This window comes from Pseudomonas auratipiscis, assembly GCF_036324085.1.
Lineage (GTDB): Bacteria > Pseudomonadota > Gammaproteobacteria > Pseudomonadales > Pseudomonadaceae > Aquipseudomonas > Aquipseudomonas auratipiscis.
In genome coordinates this window covers 302,214-317,285 of the sequence record NZ_JAZDCU010000004.1, presented here as the reverse complement: position 1 = coordinate 317,285, position 15,072 = coordinate 302,214, and the positions used below count along the sequence as shown (strand labels likewise).

Genomic DNA, 15,072 nt, shown 5'->3' with positions numbered 1-15,072 from the left:
TGAGTGGTGATGCTCCATTGTCGGTAAGCAGTTGGCGACGGGCAATGTTCGGAAAAGCCATCGCCAAGGGCAATCAGGTCAATAACCACCGAAATTGGCCTGAAACGCCCCGCAACCCTCAGCAACCCGCTGAACAGCGGGCCCAGGGCTCACGCATGAGTAAGGCTGCGCAAGGTCATCAATCCGGCCAGCGGCCACTCGCCTTCAAGCGCTGCCAGACTCGCTGTAGACATCGGCGGCCCTTGCCGATGTCCCTGTTCGAGCATCCCTACCAGGCAACTCACCAGCGGTTGGTGGCTCACCAGCAGAACCTGCTGCAGGTCCAGCTTTTCCAGCTCGCTGATCACCTCCTGCGGGTCGCTGTCCGGTGTCAGCCAAGGCACCGTCTGCACCGGTTTGATAAAACCAAGCGCTTCGTGAACCAGTGCGGCCGTCTGCTGGGCGCGAACATACGGGCTGGCGAGGATCACCTGCAGTTCCTGACCCAGCAATGTGGCAGCGCTGCGCAGTACCTGCTCTCGGCCGTGGGCCGTCAAACGACGCTGTGCATCGCTGTTGGCCCGCGGCTCAGCCTCGCCATGGCGCAACACCCAAAGCTTCACAGCTTGGGCTCTTCGTCGCGCACCGGATGCGCTGCTGGCGGTACGCTGTGCGCCGCCTCACCTTCGGCGGCACGCGGCGTTGGCCAATCGGCGAATGGCCACGGCTTCTGGTCACTGTGAAAGCTGCCGAAACGACCGATCTGGGCCAAAAACTGGCTGAGGCTGTCGCCGAAATTCATCAGGCTGGCACTGGGCGCACCGTAGATCAGGCGGTAGATCAACTGCACCAGTACCAAGCCGCCCAGCAGCAGTTCGGCCAACTGCCAGACCACCAGGAACACCAGCATCCACAATACCCGCAGGATAATCGACTCGCGCTGGGACTGGTTCGGGGATTCGTTCATGTCTTGCTCCTGTACTCAGTTGAAACCGCTGGTGGAGATGAAGTCGACATCGGTTTTAGGCTCGCCGCGCATCAGCAACTCAATTACCTGATTCAGCGTGCGACCCTCGAAAAGAATGGCGTGCAAGCCCGCTACCAACGGCATGTAGACCTGAACTTCCTGTGCCTTGACCTTGAGCACCTTGAGCGTATTGACCCCTTCGGCTACCTCGCCCAGACGGTTGACCGCCTCTTCCAGGCTCAGACCTTGGCCCAACGCATGCCCGACCTGATAGTTGCGGCTCTTGGGCGATGAGCAGGTAACGATTAGATCGCCCACACCGGCAAGCCCAAGGAAGGTCATGGGGTTGGCACCCTGACTGACGGCAAAGCGGGTCATCTCTGCCAGGGCACGAGTGATCAGCATGCTTTTGGTGTTCTCCCCCATTCCCAGGGCCACCGCCATACCGGCAATAATTGCATAAACGTTTTTTAGCGCCCCACCAAGCTCGACACCAAAGCGGTCGTTGCTGGCATAGACGCGAAAGGTACGACCGTGCAGCACTGCCTGCACGCGCTGGCAAAGCACTTCATCTTCACTGGCCACCACCGTCGCGGTCAGGGCGTGCTCAGCCACTTCGCGGGCCAGGTTTGGCCCGGACAACACGCCAATGCGCGCCTGGGGAGCGATTTCTTCAAGGATCTGACTCATCAACTTGAAGCTTTGTGCTTCGATGCCCTTGGTCAGGCTCACCAGCATCTTGCCACGCAACAGCTGGGCATGAGGCGCCAGCACACTACGCAGTGCGCTGGATGGCAGAGCGACAAAGATCAGCTCGCAATCTTCAAGGGTTGCCAGCAGGTCGTTGACCGGTTCGACACCTGGGTGAATCTTCACTCCCTTGAGGTAGCGCGGGTTCTCGCGGTTATTACGCATTGCCTCGGCCTGCTCCGGATCGCGCATCCATTGCCGTACGCCAACGCCGTTTTCCGCCAACAGATTCGCCACGGCGGTACCGAAACTCCCGCCTCCCAGAACTGCAACCGGCTGCTGTTCAGTCATATCCAATCCGTTAAAACCAATTAAAGTGGCGACTCGCGCATTATACGGAGCCCCGGTGTCAGAGCCAGCGCCAGATCATTCAGATGACCTCGGCATTGCAGCGCCGACGACTGAAAAATGCTCGCCACTCGGTTAAACTGCCCGATTTGAAATCGATACCAAGGCCGTACCGTGTCATTTGGCTCTTCAGCCTCGCCCCCGCTTTTACTATTGACTGCTATTGTCGCCGCCCCCGCTGCCGCTGACGATCTGTTCGTCGACGACCAGTCTCTGCCCCAGGTGCTCACCGCTACCCGACTCAAACAGTCACCGGCGGCAGTCCCTGGCAGTATGACCGTGCTCGACAACGCTTTGATCCGCGCCAGCGGCGCCCGTGACATACCGGAACTACTACGGCTGGTTCCGGGGATGATGATCGGCTACGGTGCTGGCAACCAACCTACAGTCAACTACCACGGCAGCAACGTCAACGAAGCACGACGCATGCAGGTGCTCATCGATGGTCGTTCAGTCTATCGCCCCGGCCTTGCCACCGTAGACTGGAGCGATATTCCATTGGCCATGGAGGATATCGAGCGCGTCGAAGTGTTCCGCGGCCCGAACACCGTCAGCTATGGCGCCAATGCGTTGATGGCAGTGGTCAACATTCTCACCCGCAAGCCCGCCGATAGCCGCGGCACTCGCGTGAAAATCACCCGCGGCCAGCGTGGCATCAGCGACTGGTACGCGAGTCAAGGCAGCGGCTGGGATGGCGGAGACTTGCGCCTGTCGCTGTCGGGCATGGAGGATGATGGCTTCGATGAAAGCCGAAACGGCCAGGACTACCGTGACAGCCGCAGGCTCACCCGCCTGAGTTTGAGTGTCAGTCACACCTTGGCAAATAATCAGAGCCTGGATTGGCAATTTGCGGCCAAAGAAGGGACCAATCAACGCCCCTACACTTACAGGCCCGTGTTCCATGGCGTCACTGCCAATGGCGACAATTCCGATGCCAACGTCAAGGATTACGCCGGCTCAGTACGCTGGAACATCGACCTCAACCCCGACCACAGCCTCTATCTGCAAGGGACTGCACAACATTGGGATCGCCAGCAGCAGTGGCGCGCCTGTGACGCCGCGATGTCATTCAGCCCTGCGCTGACACGCTTGTGGCAGCTCAATCCCAACTACGCCGAACAAGTCGCGCGCAACATTCTCGCGCCACTGCCCGCCGGAGGTGCTCAAGAGCAAGCACTGGGCAAGCAGGTGCAAGAACAGTGGGCCAATGGCGGCTCCGAACAAGTCTGTGGCGATATCGACCAGAGTACACGGGAAACCCGCTACGACCTGGAACTGCAGGACACCCTGAGCCTTTCCGACAGCCTGCGTCTGGTGAGTGGTGCCAACTATCGCTACGACCGCGCCGATTCGCAGACGTTTTTCAACGGCAGCCTCAATGACAGCACCTGGCGCCTGTTCGGTCACTTGGAGTGGCGCGCCGACGAACACTGGATTATCCAGGGCGGCGCGATGTACGAGGATGCCAATCTCTCCGGTAGCTCCCTCACCCCACGCTTGGCAGTCAACTACCTGATCACTCCACGGCACGGGTTGCGCGCGGTGTACTCTGAAGCTGTACGTTCGCCGGACATGTTCGAGAACAACGTCAACTGGAGTTATCGCGTCAACAACCTGACCCCTGGGGCGTTCGGCCAGAGCAGTGCCCAATACTTCGTCAGGACCCGCGGCCCGGGTGACCTCGAACAGGAACGAATGCGCTCGCGAGAATTGGGTTACAACGGCTACTTTGCCGATGCCGACCTGAGCGTGGATTTCAAACTGTTCTATGACGAAATTACCGGCATGATCAGTGAACCACTGCGTAACAACCAATACATCGCCAGCAACAGCAATCGAGCTCGCTTCAGCGGCAGCGAGACCCAGCTCGACTGGCGCCTGAGCAGTGCCGATCGCCTGCGCCTGACCTACGCCTATGTCGACGCCTGGGCCAGCGATCCCGCTGATCGTCGCCTGAGTGCGCGCAATAGTGGCTCGGCAGGCTGGCTGCGTGATTGGGGGCAAGGGTGGTCCAGTGCGCTTTTCTACTACGGGGACGATGAGCTCAACCAGTACCGATTCGAACGCATCGACGTGCGCGTGGCCAAGCGACTCGTCTGGGATCGCGCCCAACTGGAGTTGGCCGGCGTCGTACAACAGCGCCTGGACGATCAACCCACCACCTACGCAGACAACCTGTTTGACAGTCGCCATGTGCTGTACTTCAGCGCGGAGCTCGAATTCTAATGCGCAGGTTGCGTCTCTGGCTGCTGGCGGCCTTCCTGTGGCCATTGGGTGGGCTGCATGCCAGTGAAATCCTGCTCACCGGCAACCAGAACAGCCCTGGTGTCGCGCTGTTCGTCCAGGCCTTGAGCGAGCGCCGCCCGGGCGACAACGTTAACTTCATACCGGTTACCGAACTTCCTCGCCCTTCGCGCCTCGACCCTGCCACTCGGCTGATCCTGCTCGACAGCACCAGCCTGGAGTGGCGTTTGAGTGAAACCGCTGGGCCTCCCGCCCTGGCACTGCGCGTGAGCCGAGTGCAGGCAGAGCGGCGCCTTGGACAGTTGCGCCCCGCCTACCTGAGCCTGCTATGGAGCGATCCGCCGCTGGACCGACAACTGCGCCTGACCCGCTATTTGCTGCCTGAAGCGCAACGCATCGGCGTACTCTATGCCGAGCACAGCCAGTTTCTTCTCGAAGAACTGCGCCGCGCAGCAAAGCCCATGGGTCTGAAGATCATTGCCCAAGCCTGGCCAGACCTGCGCGACAGTCGTCCATTGCAGACACTCCTGCAGAACAGTGATGTGCTGCTGGGCATCGACGACCCTCAGTTGTACAACTCCAAGACAGCTAAGAATGTGCTGTTAAGCAGTTACGGACGACAAATGGCATTAATTGGCCCCAATGCAGGTTTTGTCCGTGCTGGCGCGCTGGCCAGCACCCTGAGCAACCAACAGGATTGGTTGGCAGTGCTCGACCGACTGCTCGATCAACCCCCGGGCAAATGGCCTCGCACGCTTTACCCTGATCACTTCAGTGTCGCTGGCAACCAGCAAGTTGCCCGCGCTCTGGGCATCGATACCATCGACCCCGAAAGCGCCGCCCTGGTACTGGCCGAAGGAGAACGCAGACCATGAGGCTCCGTCTGAGCTGGGACATTCACACCCGCACCCAGATCATCAGCCTGGGACCGGCGCTGTTGCTGACGCTGCTGCTGATCAGCTTCTTTACCTTCGTGCGAATCCAGGACCTGCGCCAGGAACTCAATCACACCGGTCAACTGATCGCCAACCAGCTGGCACCGGCGTCGGAATACGGGGTGATCGCGGGCAACGACGAAGTGCTCGAGAGCCTGATGCGCGCCACCTTGAGTATTCCCCACGTGCGCTTTCTTGAAGTTCAGGACAGCAGCAACCATATCCTGGTGTACGTCGAGCAACCCGACGAGCACGACAACCGCGCGCAACAAGTCGAGGTTTTCCAGGCCCCTATCCGCCTGCAGCAAATCCGCCTGGACAACGATTTCCTGCACAGTGGCGGGCAGCCCTCGCGCAATGTAGGCGATGACTATCTGGGCAGGGTTATTGTCGGCATGTCCAACGACGCCTTCAGCGAGCGTCAGAAAGAAATCATTATCAAGGCAGCCATCCTTGCCCTGTTCGCCCTGCTCTTCACCTTTTTACTCGCTCGCCGCCTGGCCTTGAGTCTGGCCAAACCCATTGCCGATATGGGACACGCAGTGAAAGCCATTCAGCAAGGCGACTTCAATGCCCCCTTGCCGGTGGTCGACGACAGTGAACTGGGGCACCTGGCCCGCCACATCAACAACCTGGCCCGCGCCTTGGCCCAGGCCAGTCATGAGCAGCAGCAGGCCATGTCGCAACTTATCCAGGCGCGCGAAGAGGCCGAACAGGCAAACCGGGCCAAATCGGACTTCCTGGCCATGATGAGCCATGAGCTGCGCACCCCAATGAATGGTGTGCTTGGCATGTTGCAACTGCTTGAAACCACCACCTTGAACGAGGAGCAGGCCGAATACACGGCCGTAGCCAGTGAGTCGACCGGCCATCTGCTCAAGGTGATCAACGATATTCTGGATTTCTCGCGGATCGAGCGCACCAGCCTGGAGCTGGAACACATCGACTTCAATCTTGGCGAACTGATTGGCAGTTGCGTGCAATCCTTCCAGCATCTGGCTGCCCAGCGAGGCCTGGACTTGCAGTTGCAGATGCCTCCGGGAATGGCCCAATTGCAGGTTGTCGGCGATCCTACGCGGATTCGTCAGGTACTGCTCAACCTGGTGGGCAATGCGCTGAAGTTCACCGAGCGCGGCAGTGTGCGCATCGAGCCCCGTTGGCAGGTGCTTGACCGCCAACTGATCTGGTTCAACTGCGCTGTCCATGACACCGGCATCGGCATAGACAACCAACGCCTGGAAACCATGTTCCTTGCATTCCAGCAAGCCGACAGCTCGATCTCCCGACGCTACGGCGGCACAGGCCTGGGACTATCGATTGCGCGCACCCTCGCCGAGCGCATGGGCGGCACGTTGCGCGGCGAAAGCCGTGAAGGCCAGGGTTCGACCTTTACCCTGGAAATGCCCCTGGCGTTATCGGTGCAACAAACGCCGCGCCTGCTCAGCCCCAACAGCGAACGCGAAAAGGAAGGTCAGGGCCAGCGCATTCTGTTGGTCGAGGACAACCCGGTCAATCAGACGGTGATCGAGGCCATGCTTCGCAGCCTGGGCTTCGAGGTGTGCATTGCCGTGGATGGCGCCCAGGCCGTGTCCCAGGTCGCACGCCAGCATTTTGCCGCAACCCTGATGGACTGCAGGCTACCCATAATCGACGGCTATGAAGCCACGCGGCGTATTCGCCAGCTCCCCCAGGGCGCCGCCATGCCAATCATCGCCTTGACGGCCAATGCCCTGCAGGGCGATCGCGAACGCTGCCTGAGCGCTGGAATGAACGATTATTTGGCCAAGCCGTTCAAACGCACTGACTTACAGCAAATTCTGCAGCGTTGGCTACCCAGTCAGTCAGCTGCGACTGGCGATTAATGTGAAATTGCGGCAGTCTTATGAACTGGACAGGCTGCTGAAAAAGCCTGAAAATAAAATTTCAGTGCACACGTGTACTTCTTTGCCCCGTGCGCTGTGACTTTCACTACAACGCAATAGTCTATGTGTAGGCTGCCGCCCCAACGTACAAACGATTGGGGTCGGTCGGGAAGATTTGCCCCCCGCCGCATGGGGATTATTGAGGAGCTCGCATGACCAAACAAAACGCCTTTACCCGGGAAGATCTGCTGCGCTGCAGTCGCGGTGAGCTGTTCGGCCCAGGTAACGCGCAACTGCCCGCCCCGAACATGCTGATGGTCGATCGCATTGCCCATATCAGCGAAGAGGGTGGCAAGTACGGCAAAGGTGAATTGGTCGCCGAGCTGGATATCACTCCGGACCTGTGGTTCTTTGCCTGCCACTTCGAAGGTGATCCAGTAATGCCAGGCTGCCTGGGCCTTGACGCCATGTGGCAACTGGTTGGCTTCTTCCTTGGCTGGCAAGGCCTGCCAGGCCGCGGTCGCGCCCTGGGTTCGGGCGAGGTCAAGTTCTTTGGCCAGGTGCTGCCAAGCGCCAAGAAAGTCACGTACAACATTCATATCAAGCGCGTCCTGAAGGGCAAGCTGAACATGGCCATCGCTGATGGTTCGGTCAGTGTCGACGGTCGCGAGATCTACACCGCCGAAGGCCTTCGGGTCGGCGTATTCACCTCCACTGACAACTTCTAAGGGTTATCCGCATGCGCCGCGTCGTTATCACTGGTCTGGGCATCGTTTCGTGCCTGGGCAATGACAAAGAGACCGTCTCCGCCAACCTGCGTGCAAGCCGCCCTGGCATCCGATTCAACCCGGAATATGCCGAAATGGGTCTGCGTAGCCAGGTTTCCGGCTCCATTGACCTCAACCTCGAAGAACTGATTGACCGCAAAGTCTTCCGTTTCGTTGGTCACGCTGCTGCCTACGCCTACCTGGCAATGGCCGATGCGATCAAGGATTCGGGCCTGACGGAAGAACAGGTGTCCAACCCGCGTACCGGCCTGATCGCAGGCAGCGGCGGCGCGTCGACCCTGAACCAAATGGAAGCGTTGGACATCCTGCGCGAAAAAGGCGTCAAGCGTGTCGGCCCGTACCGCGTCACCCGGACCATGAGCAGCACTGTCTCGGCGTGCCTGGCTACGCCGTTCAAGATCAAGGGTCTGAACTACTCCATCGCTTCGGCTTGCGCCACCAGTGCACACTGCATCGGCACCGCAATGGAACAGATTCAAATGGGCAAACAGGACATCGTCTTCGCCGGTGGCGGTGAAGAAGAGCACTGGAGCCAGTCGTTCCTGTTCGACGCCATGGGCGCCTTGTCCAGCAAGCGCAATGACACCCCGGAAAAAGCCTCCCGTGCCTACGATAACGACCGTGACGGTTTCGTCATTGCTGGCGGTGGCGGCATGGTAGTGGTCGAGGAACTGGAGCACGCTCTGGCCCGCGGCGCAAAAATCTACGCTGAAATCGTTGGCTATGGCGCTACCTCCGACGGTTACGACATGGTCGCACCAAGCGGCGAAGGCGCCATCCGCTGCATGCAGATGGCCATGTCCACTGTCGACACCCCGATCGACTACCTGAACACCCATGGCACCTCGACGCCAGTGGGTGACGTTGCCGAGATCAAAGGTGTTCGCGAAGTGTTCGGCGACAAGGCACCTGCCATCAGCTCGACCAAGAGCCTCTCCGGTCACTCCCTGGGCGCCGCAGGCGTGCACGAAGCGATCTACTGCATGCTGATGATGGAAGGTAACTTCATCGCCGGCTCGGCCAACATCGACGAGCTGGATCCAGCGGTAGCCGATATGCCGATCCTGACCAAAACCCAGGAAAACGCCAAGATCGATACCGTGATGAGCAACAGCTTCGGTTTCGGCGGCACCAACGCCACTCTGGTGCTAAAGCGCTGGGAAGGTAAATAAGGGCTAGTCCCCTTATGCTGAAAACGCCCCGACTCGTCGGGGCGTTTTTGTTTTCAGTCCCCCCTGCTTACACCGAAAACCGCCCTACCAGGCCATTCAAGTCAATCGCCGCTGTGACATCGCCTGGCTCGCTGCATTGGTCTGATTGGCTCCCGCTGAGGTCTGCAGTGCCAAATCAAGGATATTGGTCAGGTTACGGTCCACCTCCCGCGCTACCTGCACCTGTTACTCGGAAGCACTGGCGCTCACCAGATTGCGCTCATTGATCAGGCTGATCGCTGCTGCAATTTCCTCCAGCGCCGCACCTGCTGCATGTGCCCCTTCCAGTGTGCTTTGTGCACGGTCATTACTCGGCTGCATCCCTTCGACCGCACGATCAGTGCCCTGCTGGATACCGCCTTGATCTGCTCAATGTGCGCCTTGTTCGTCTGCAAAGGCTGCGGATCGCGGTTGATCAGCAATCGCAGATTCAACGAACGAATGCGCAGCATGTCCTGAGTCATCTGGCCTACCGCAATGACGCTAGGCAACCAATTGCTGTCTACCTGCTGCTACTGCTGGCGCATGCTGTTCATTTGCAACAAGCGAAAATGCCTAGCGCTACCACCAGCAATCACGAGGCGCCAACCTCGGCCCTCAGCGCACAGTAAATCGCTGCTCGGCTAGCAGGCGATCACCCTGGAACACCATGAAATGCCATTCCCCTGGCACCACTTCGTGAGGCTCGGTGAATTCATAGGCCATCACATCCTGGGCAGCCCCGGGCACCAGCTTCTGCACCACCTCGAATTTGTCATGGCGCTTGCCGTCGGGGGTCAGTACTCCAGGAGTGAGGTAAAGCAGGGTCAACGGCGCATCCTCAGCCGCCTTGCCCTCCAAGCGATAACGCATACCGAACTTGCTACCCAGCCGCGCCGGAATCTCAGAAGTGTGCTGGATCGTCTGGTTGTTCTGGGTAAGCACGCGCTCGCCAGGCTGAAAGTTTTGATGCTGCGTTTGGAACAACCCATACTCGATCGGCCCTTGCACTCGCACCTCGGCACTGGCCAGGCCACTCACCAGCAGAAGCCCGCACACCGCACTGAAACGACTGAAAAACATGATGCACTCCATCAGGATTGATGGCGGCAGGCTATGACGTCGGCATGACAGACTGATGACAACTGGAAAACTGCCAGATACCTCACTGCTGTTTCTTCGGCAGTACAGCAAGGAAGTTTTCGCGCGCAACCTTATGTGCCACGTCTGCTGGCAAGGCATCGAGAAATGGATCAAACCCCTGTAGTTGCTCCCCTACAGAGTCGAACCGCCCGACCACATCGGAGCCAAGCATAAAGCGCTCAGGGAAGCGTTTGACCAGTTCCAGCCACGCCTCCCTGGGCTTGCCCTGTTCATCCAGCAGATAAGGCTGGAGGACGCTCCAGGACAAGTCGATATACAGATTGGGATAACTCTCGAGCATGCGCGACAGCGTGGGCAGCAAGAAATCCAACTGCGTCTGGTGACGGTGAATCTCCATGCTGGTACCGGCATGGGCCCAGATAAAGCGGGTGTGCGGGTGATTGCGCAACGGCTCCTCAATCTCAGCCAGGTACAGCGGATTGCGCTCGCGCTTGGAGGTGATGTTGGAGTGGATCAGCACCGGCAGATCCTGTTCGGCCGCCAGATGGTAAATGCGAGTCATGGCCTCGTTATTGGCCCGGGGGGTGTCGCCGCTGGTTAGTGCCGTCAAGTCGTCATGACGGGTGAAAACCTCGCCAATACCCTGCCACAGCCCGGGATACAGTTCGAGCATACGCTCGATATGCGCCACAGCATTCTTGTCTACCGGGTTGAAGCCGGTCAGAAACGGGTGAAAGCGTTGACGTTGCTGCGGATCGAGTTTTTCCAGCGCGGCGGCCACGTAGATATCCGTGGCGCTGTACCAATAGGCATCGGCGTCGTCACCGGCATAATACCGAGGGCGTTTGGGTTCGTCCTCATGCCATTTCTTCGCTACCGCAACACCCGAGATCATGGATTGGTCGATGCGCGCTTTATCCATTGCTTTGAGCAACGCATCCATGCCCTCGCTTTCCTGGAAAAAGTCCACGTAATGCAGGTGTGCATCACTGTAGCGGTACTCACGCGCCTGCACAGTCTGCAGACCCAAGCCCAGCAACAGGATGCCAACCAGGGTACTGGCATACCGATTTCTGGTAAGCGGGGTTCTGGTAAGCAGGGTTCTGGCAAACATTGCACGTTCCTTGTTGACGTCTAAGACAAAGTAGACCGGCCAAGCTACCGCGCAGTTCAAGCACTGCCTGTAACAGGTTATGCTCAAGTCCATCACCCCTGGACTGGAGCCCACTGTGAGTAATCTTTTGGTCATTCGCCCGCGCGCCGAATCCGTCGAAGGACAACCGATCTTGCGCCCCCTGCCTTCAGCCCAGTGCCGAAGCATCGGGCCGTTCGTTTTTTTCGACCACATGCTCGAAACCGACTACGCCGCAGGCAAAGGTGTGAATATCCGCCAGCACCCCCATATCGGCCTGTCCACCCTCACCTACCTGTTCGAAGGGGAACTGCTGCACAAGGACAGTCTCGGCTCCGATCAGCGGGTCAAAGCCGGAGACGTCAGCTGGATGACCGCTGGCAGCGCGATTGCTCATGTCGAGCGTACCCCGACCGATCTGCAGGAAAGCGGCTCACGCCTGCATGGCCTGCAAGTCTGGCTAGCCTCCCCCAAAGACAAGGAACAAGGGAGCGGACACTACAGCCATCATCCTGCTGCGACCTTGCCGACGAGCGACAATCTAGGTGTCAACATTCGCTTGATCGCAGGTAACGGATTCTGCCTGCAGTCACCGGTGCCGGTGCTTTCGCCAACGCTCTATGCGTTGATTCAGATGCAGGCTGCAACCACCCTGAGCGTGCCGACCGAGCATATTGAGCGCGGCCTCTATGTATTGGATGGCGAAGTGCTGCTGAACGATCAAGCCGTAGAACCGCATAGCCTGGTGATACTGCCAGAGGGTGAAGAAATGAGCCTGTATGCCGAGAGCGAGAGCCAATTGGTGCTGTTTGGCGGCGACCCACTGGATGGACCACGACGAATGAACTGGAATTTTGTTGCCAGTGATCCCGCGCTTATAGATCAGGCTCGAGCCCGCTGGGCCGCTGGGGACTGGCCAAGGGTGCCGGGGGAAAGTGAACGAATCGAACTGCCTTGAGCCTGGGCGGCACTGGCAACGGACAATGTATAAACCGTGGGAATGGATTCCTCACGAAGGGCTGCACAGCAGCCCCGTCGCGGGCGACTAACTCCCACGGGATGGAACCGACGAACCCCTAGGCCTTGAACACTTCATCCAACAAGTTGTACATAGCCCGGAAAGCCCGCTTGGAGATGCGCGCGTCGTACTTCATCTTGCCAGGGATATTGGCCGCCGTGTCGGTGAACGAATGCACCGCACCACCATAGCTGACCAGTTGCCAGTCAACCTTGGCCGCATCCATCTCGGCAGCGAACGCCGGTAGCTGCTCTGTAGGCACAAACGGATCAGCTGCGCCATGCAGCACCAGCATCGACGCCTTCACTTTGCCTTCCTGGGCCGGCAACGGCGTATCCAGCGTACCGTGAAACGACACCGCCACCTGCAGGCGCTCATCGGCACGCGCCAGTTCCAAGGCGCAGCAACCGCCAAAACAGAAACCAAAGGTAGCAAGCTTACCCGGCTCAAGCACCGCCCTGGATTGCCCCAACAACTGATCCAGTGCCGCTTTGAGGCGCTTGCGCAGCTCAACCCGGTCATCTTTCAACGGCGTCATCGCCGCGCCCGCTTCATCCATGTTCGACGGCCGCAGGGTCTGCCCATAAATGTCGGCGAGCAACACCACATAGCCTTGGGCAGCGACATCCCTGGCGATGCGCTCGGCACCTTCGCCAACCCCCATCCAGTTCGGCGCCATCAGCAAACCAGGCTGTTCCTTGGCCCCCTGGGTATAAAACAAGCGACTCTCATAGGCTTTGCCGGCAACATGATAGACCAGCGATTCGACGGTAACCTTGCTCATGCAGTCCTCCTTGCACCATGAAAAAAGCCCGCCGAAGCGGGCTTTCCCTGACTCTACTTAAGCCGACAATTCGACCAGCAGCTTGTTCAGGCGACGAACGTACGCCGCCGGATCCTTCAAGCTGTCACCCGCTGCCAGGGCAGCCTGATCGAAGAGGATGTGCGAGAAGTCGGCGAAACGATCTTCGCTCTGCTCGTTGTCCAGTTTCTCGATCAGCGGGTGGCCCGGGTTGAATTCGAAGATCGGCTTGGAGTCCGGCACCTTCTGTCCGCTGGCTTCCAGGATCTGGCGCATCTGCAAGCCCAAGTCCTGCTCACCGATGGCCAGGATCGCTGGCGAGTCGGTCAGGCGGTGAGATACACGCACTTCACTGACGCTCTCGCCCAAGGCCGCTTTCAGGCGCTCGACCAAACCTTCTTTTTCCTTGGCAACTTCTTCTTGGGCTTTCTTGTCCTCTTCAGAGTCCAACTTACCCAGATCCAGATCGCCACGGGCGACATCGACGAAGCTCTTGCCGTCGAACTCGTTCAAGTAGCTCATCAGCCACTCGTCGATACGATCAGTGAGCAGCAGCACCTCGATGCCTTTTTTGCGGAAGACTTCCAGGTGTGGGCTGTTCTTGACCTGCGCGTAGGATTCACCGGTAAGGAAGTAGATCTTGTCCTGACCTTCCTTGGCGCGAGCCAGGTAGTCTGCCAGAGACACGCTTTGCTCGCCGCTTTCATCGCTGGTGGAAGCGAAGCGCAGCAGGCCGGCGATCTTCTCCTTGTTGGCGAAATCTTCAGCCGGACCTTCCTTCATGACTTGGCCGAAGTTTTTCCAGAAGCCCTTGTACTGTTCAGGCTCGTTCTTGGCCAGCTTCTCGAGCATGTCCAGCACGCGCTTGGTCAGTGCCGATTTCATCGAATCGATGATCGGATCTTTTTGCAGGATTTCCCGCGAAACGTTAAGCGAGAGATCGTTGGAGTCGACCACACCTTTGATAAAGCGCAGGTACAGCGGCAGGAACGACTCGGCCTGGTCCATGACGAACACGCGCTGAACGTACAGCTTCAGACCGCGCGGCGCCTCGCGCTGATACAGGTCGAACGGCGCACGTGCCGGCACGTAGAGCAGCGAGTTGTATTCAAGCTTGCCTTCGACCTTGTTGTGGCTCCAGGCCAGCGGATTCTCGAAATCGTGACCGATATGCTTGTAGAACTCCTGGTATTCCTCGTCCTTGATCTCGGTACGCGGACGGGTCCACAAAGCGCTGGCACGGTTGACGGTTTCCCATTCCTCGGCCGGCTTCTCCTCGCCTTCTGCAGCTTCGACTTGCTTTGGCAACTCGATTGGCAGCGCGATATGGTCGGAATACTTCTTGATGATGTTGCGCAGACGCCAGCCATCAGCGAATTCTTCTTCACCTTTTTTCAGATGCAGAACAATACGAGTACCACGGTCGGCTTTATCTACGGTGGCCACTTCAAAGTCGCCTTCGCCCTTGGAGGACCAATGCACACCTTCGGCAGCCGGGGCGCCGGCACGACGGCTGAACACATCGACCTTGTCGGCGACGATAAATGCCGAATAGAAGCCCACACCGAACTGACCGATCAGGTGCGAATCTTTTTTCTGGTCGCCGGTGAGGTTCTTCATGAAGTCGGCTGTGCCGGACTTGGCGATCGTACCCAGGTGGGTGATCACGTCTTCACGGCTCATGCCGATGCCGTTGTCTTCGAGGGTAACGGTATTGGCATCCTTGTCGAAGCTGACACGAATTTTCAGCTCGGCGCCGCCTTCGAGGAGCTCAGGTTTGGCCAGGGCTTCGAAACGCAGTTTGTCGACCGCGTCGGAGGCGTTGGAAATCAGTTCGCGAAGGAAGATTTCCTTGTTCGAATACAGGGAATGGATCATGAGGTGCAGCAGCTGCTTGACCTCGGTCTGGAAGCCCAGGGTTTCTTTTTGAGTTTCCACACTCATGGTATTCAA

At 58.7% G+C, this 15,072-nt stretch carries 13 protein-coding genes and 1 pseudogene; 6 read left to right on the top strand and 8 right to left on the bottom strand.

What is annotated here, in order from left to right; translation table 11 throughout:
* Window positions 1-149: 149 nt before the first annotated feature.
* The 3 genes from sixA to V0R60_RS07995 are packed head-to-tail and all read right to left on the bottom strand — an operon-like array spanning window position 150 to window position 1,987.
* Entirely contained in the window at window positions 150-602 is a 453-nt protein-coding gene (sixA, locus tag V0R60_RS08005; RefSeq protein WP_136477367.1) for a phosphohistidine phosphatase SixA, read from the bottom strand.
* Complete coding sequence (locus V0R60_RS08000) at window positions 599-946, bottom strand: DUF4389 domain-containing protein (RefSeq protein ID WP_330079354.1); 348 nt, start codon at window positions 944-946, stop codon at window positions 599-601. Before V0R60_RS08000 ends, sixA begins: the two co-directional genes overlap by 4 nt.
* 15 nt (window positions 947-961) lie before the next feature.
* Window positions 962-1,987 carry an NAD(P)H-dependent glycerol-3-phosphate dehydrogenase gene (locus V0R60_RS07995; RefSeq protein ID WP_203481798.1) on the bottom strand — a complete coding sequence of 342 codons (1,026 nt, stop codon included), beginning with the start codon at window positions 1,985-1,987 and terminating at the stop codon, window positions 962-964.
* 171 nt (window positions 1,988-2,158) lie between these two features.
* Between V0R60_RS07995 and V0R60_RS07990 the strand changes: the two genes are divergently transcribed.
* The 5 genes from V0R60_RS07990 (at window position 2,159) to fabB (ending at window position 9,045) form a co-directional block, all read left to right on the top strand.
* Window positions 2,159-4,270, top strand: a complete 2,112-nt coding sequence (locus tag V0R60_RS07990; RefSeq protein WP_330079353.1) for a TonB-dependent receptor plug domain-containing protein — start codon at window positions 2,159-2,161, stop codon at window positions 4,268-4,270.
* Complete coding sequence (locus tag V0R60_RS07985) at window positions 4,270-5,163, top strand: ABC transporter substrate-binding protein (protein WP_330079352.1); 894 nt, start codon at window positions 4,270-4,272, stop codon at window positions 5,161-5,163. Before V0R60_RS07990 ends, V0R60_RS07985 begins: the two co-directional genes overlap by 1 nt.
* Window positions 5,160-7,085 (top strand): ATP-binding protein, encoded by a 1,926-nt coding sequence (locus tag V0R60_RS07980; RefSeq protein WP_330079351.1) that lies wholly within the window; start codon window positions 5,160-5,162, stop codon window positions 7,083-7,085. Before V0R60_RS07985 ends, V0R60_RS07980 begins: the two co-directional genes overlap by 4 nt.
* A gap of 212 nt (window positions 7,086-7,297) precedes the next feature.
* Window positions 7,298-7,813 carry a 3-hydroxyacyl-[acyl-carrier-protein] dehydratase FabA gene (gene fabA / locus V0R60_RS07975; RefSeq protein WP_136477373.1) on the top strand — a complete coding sequence of 172 codons (516 nt, stop codon included), beginning with the start codon at window positions 7,298-7,300 and terminating at the stop codon, window positions 7,811-7,813.
* An 11-nt stretch (window positions 7,814-7,824) separates the two neighbouring features.
* The gene (gene fabB / locus V0R60_RS07970) at window positions 7,825-9,045 is read left to right on the top strand and encodes a beta-ketoacyl-ACP synthase I (RefSeq protein ID WP_136477374.1); all 1,221 of its coding nucleotides are present in this window, start codon (window positions 7,825-7,827) and stop codon (window positions 9,043-9,045) included.
* Between the two features lie 67 nt (window positions 9,046-9,112).
* On the opposite strand, the pseudogene V0R60_RS07965 reads toward fabB, so the two are convergent.
* The 3 genes and pseudogenes from V0R60_RS07965 to V0R60_RS07955 all read right to left on the bottom strand — a co-directional run.
* Window positions 9,113-9,441, bottom strand: a pseudogene (locus V0R60_RS07965) (methyl-accepting chemotaxis protein); the annotation flags it as partial.
* A gap of 240 nt (window positions 9,442-9,681) precedes the next feature.
* Window positions 9,682-10,146, bottom strand: coding sequence for a DUF3859 domain-containing protein (locus V0R60_RS07960; RefSeq protein ID WP_136477375.1), 465 nt, complete (start codon window positions 10,144-10,146; stop codon window positions 9,682-9,684).
* An 82-nt stretch (window positions 10,147-10,228) separates the two neighbouring features.
* Entirely contained in the window at window positions 10,229-11,281 is a 1,053-nt protein-coding gene (locus V0R60_RS07955; RefSeq protein WP_330079350.1) for an amidohydrolase family protein, read from the bottom strand.
* A 115-nt stretch (window positions 11,282-11,396) separates the two neighbouring features.
* Between V0R60_RS07955 and V0R60_RS07950 the strand changes: the two genes are divergently transcribed.
* Window positions 11,397-12,257, top strand: a complete 861-nt coding sequence (locus V0R60_RS07950) for a pirin family protein (protein WP_330079349.1) — start codon at window positions 11,397-11,399, stop codon at window positions 12,255-12,257.
* 118 nt (window positions 12,258-12,375) lie between these two features.
* On the opposite strand, the gene V0R60_RS07945 is transcribed toward V0R60_RS07950, so the two are convergent.
* Together V0R60_RS07945 and htpG are read right to left on the bottom strand one after the other, a co-directional pair.
* The gene (locus V0R60_RS07945) at window positions 12,376-13,101 is read right to left on the bottom strand and encodes a dienelactone hydrolase family protein (protein ID WP_136477378.1); all 726 of its coding nucleotides are present in this window, start codon (window positions 13,099-13,101) and stop codon (window positions 12,376-12,378) included.
* Window positions 13,102-13,158: 57 nt separating this feature from the next.
* Complete coding sequence (gene htpG, locus V0R60_RS07940; RefSeq protein WP_136477379.1) at window positions 13,159-15,063, bottom strand: molecular chaperone HtpG; 1,905 nt, start codon at window positions 15,061-15,063, stop codon at window positions 13,159-13,161.
* Window positions 15,064-15,072: the final 9 nt, after the last annotated feature.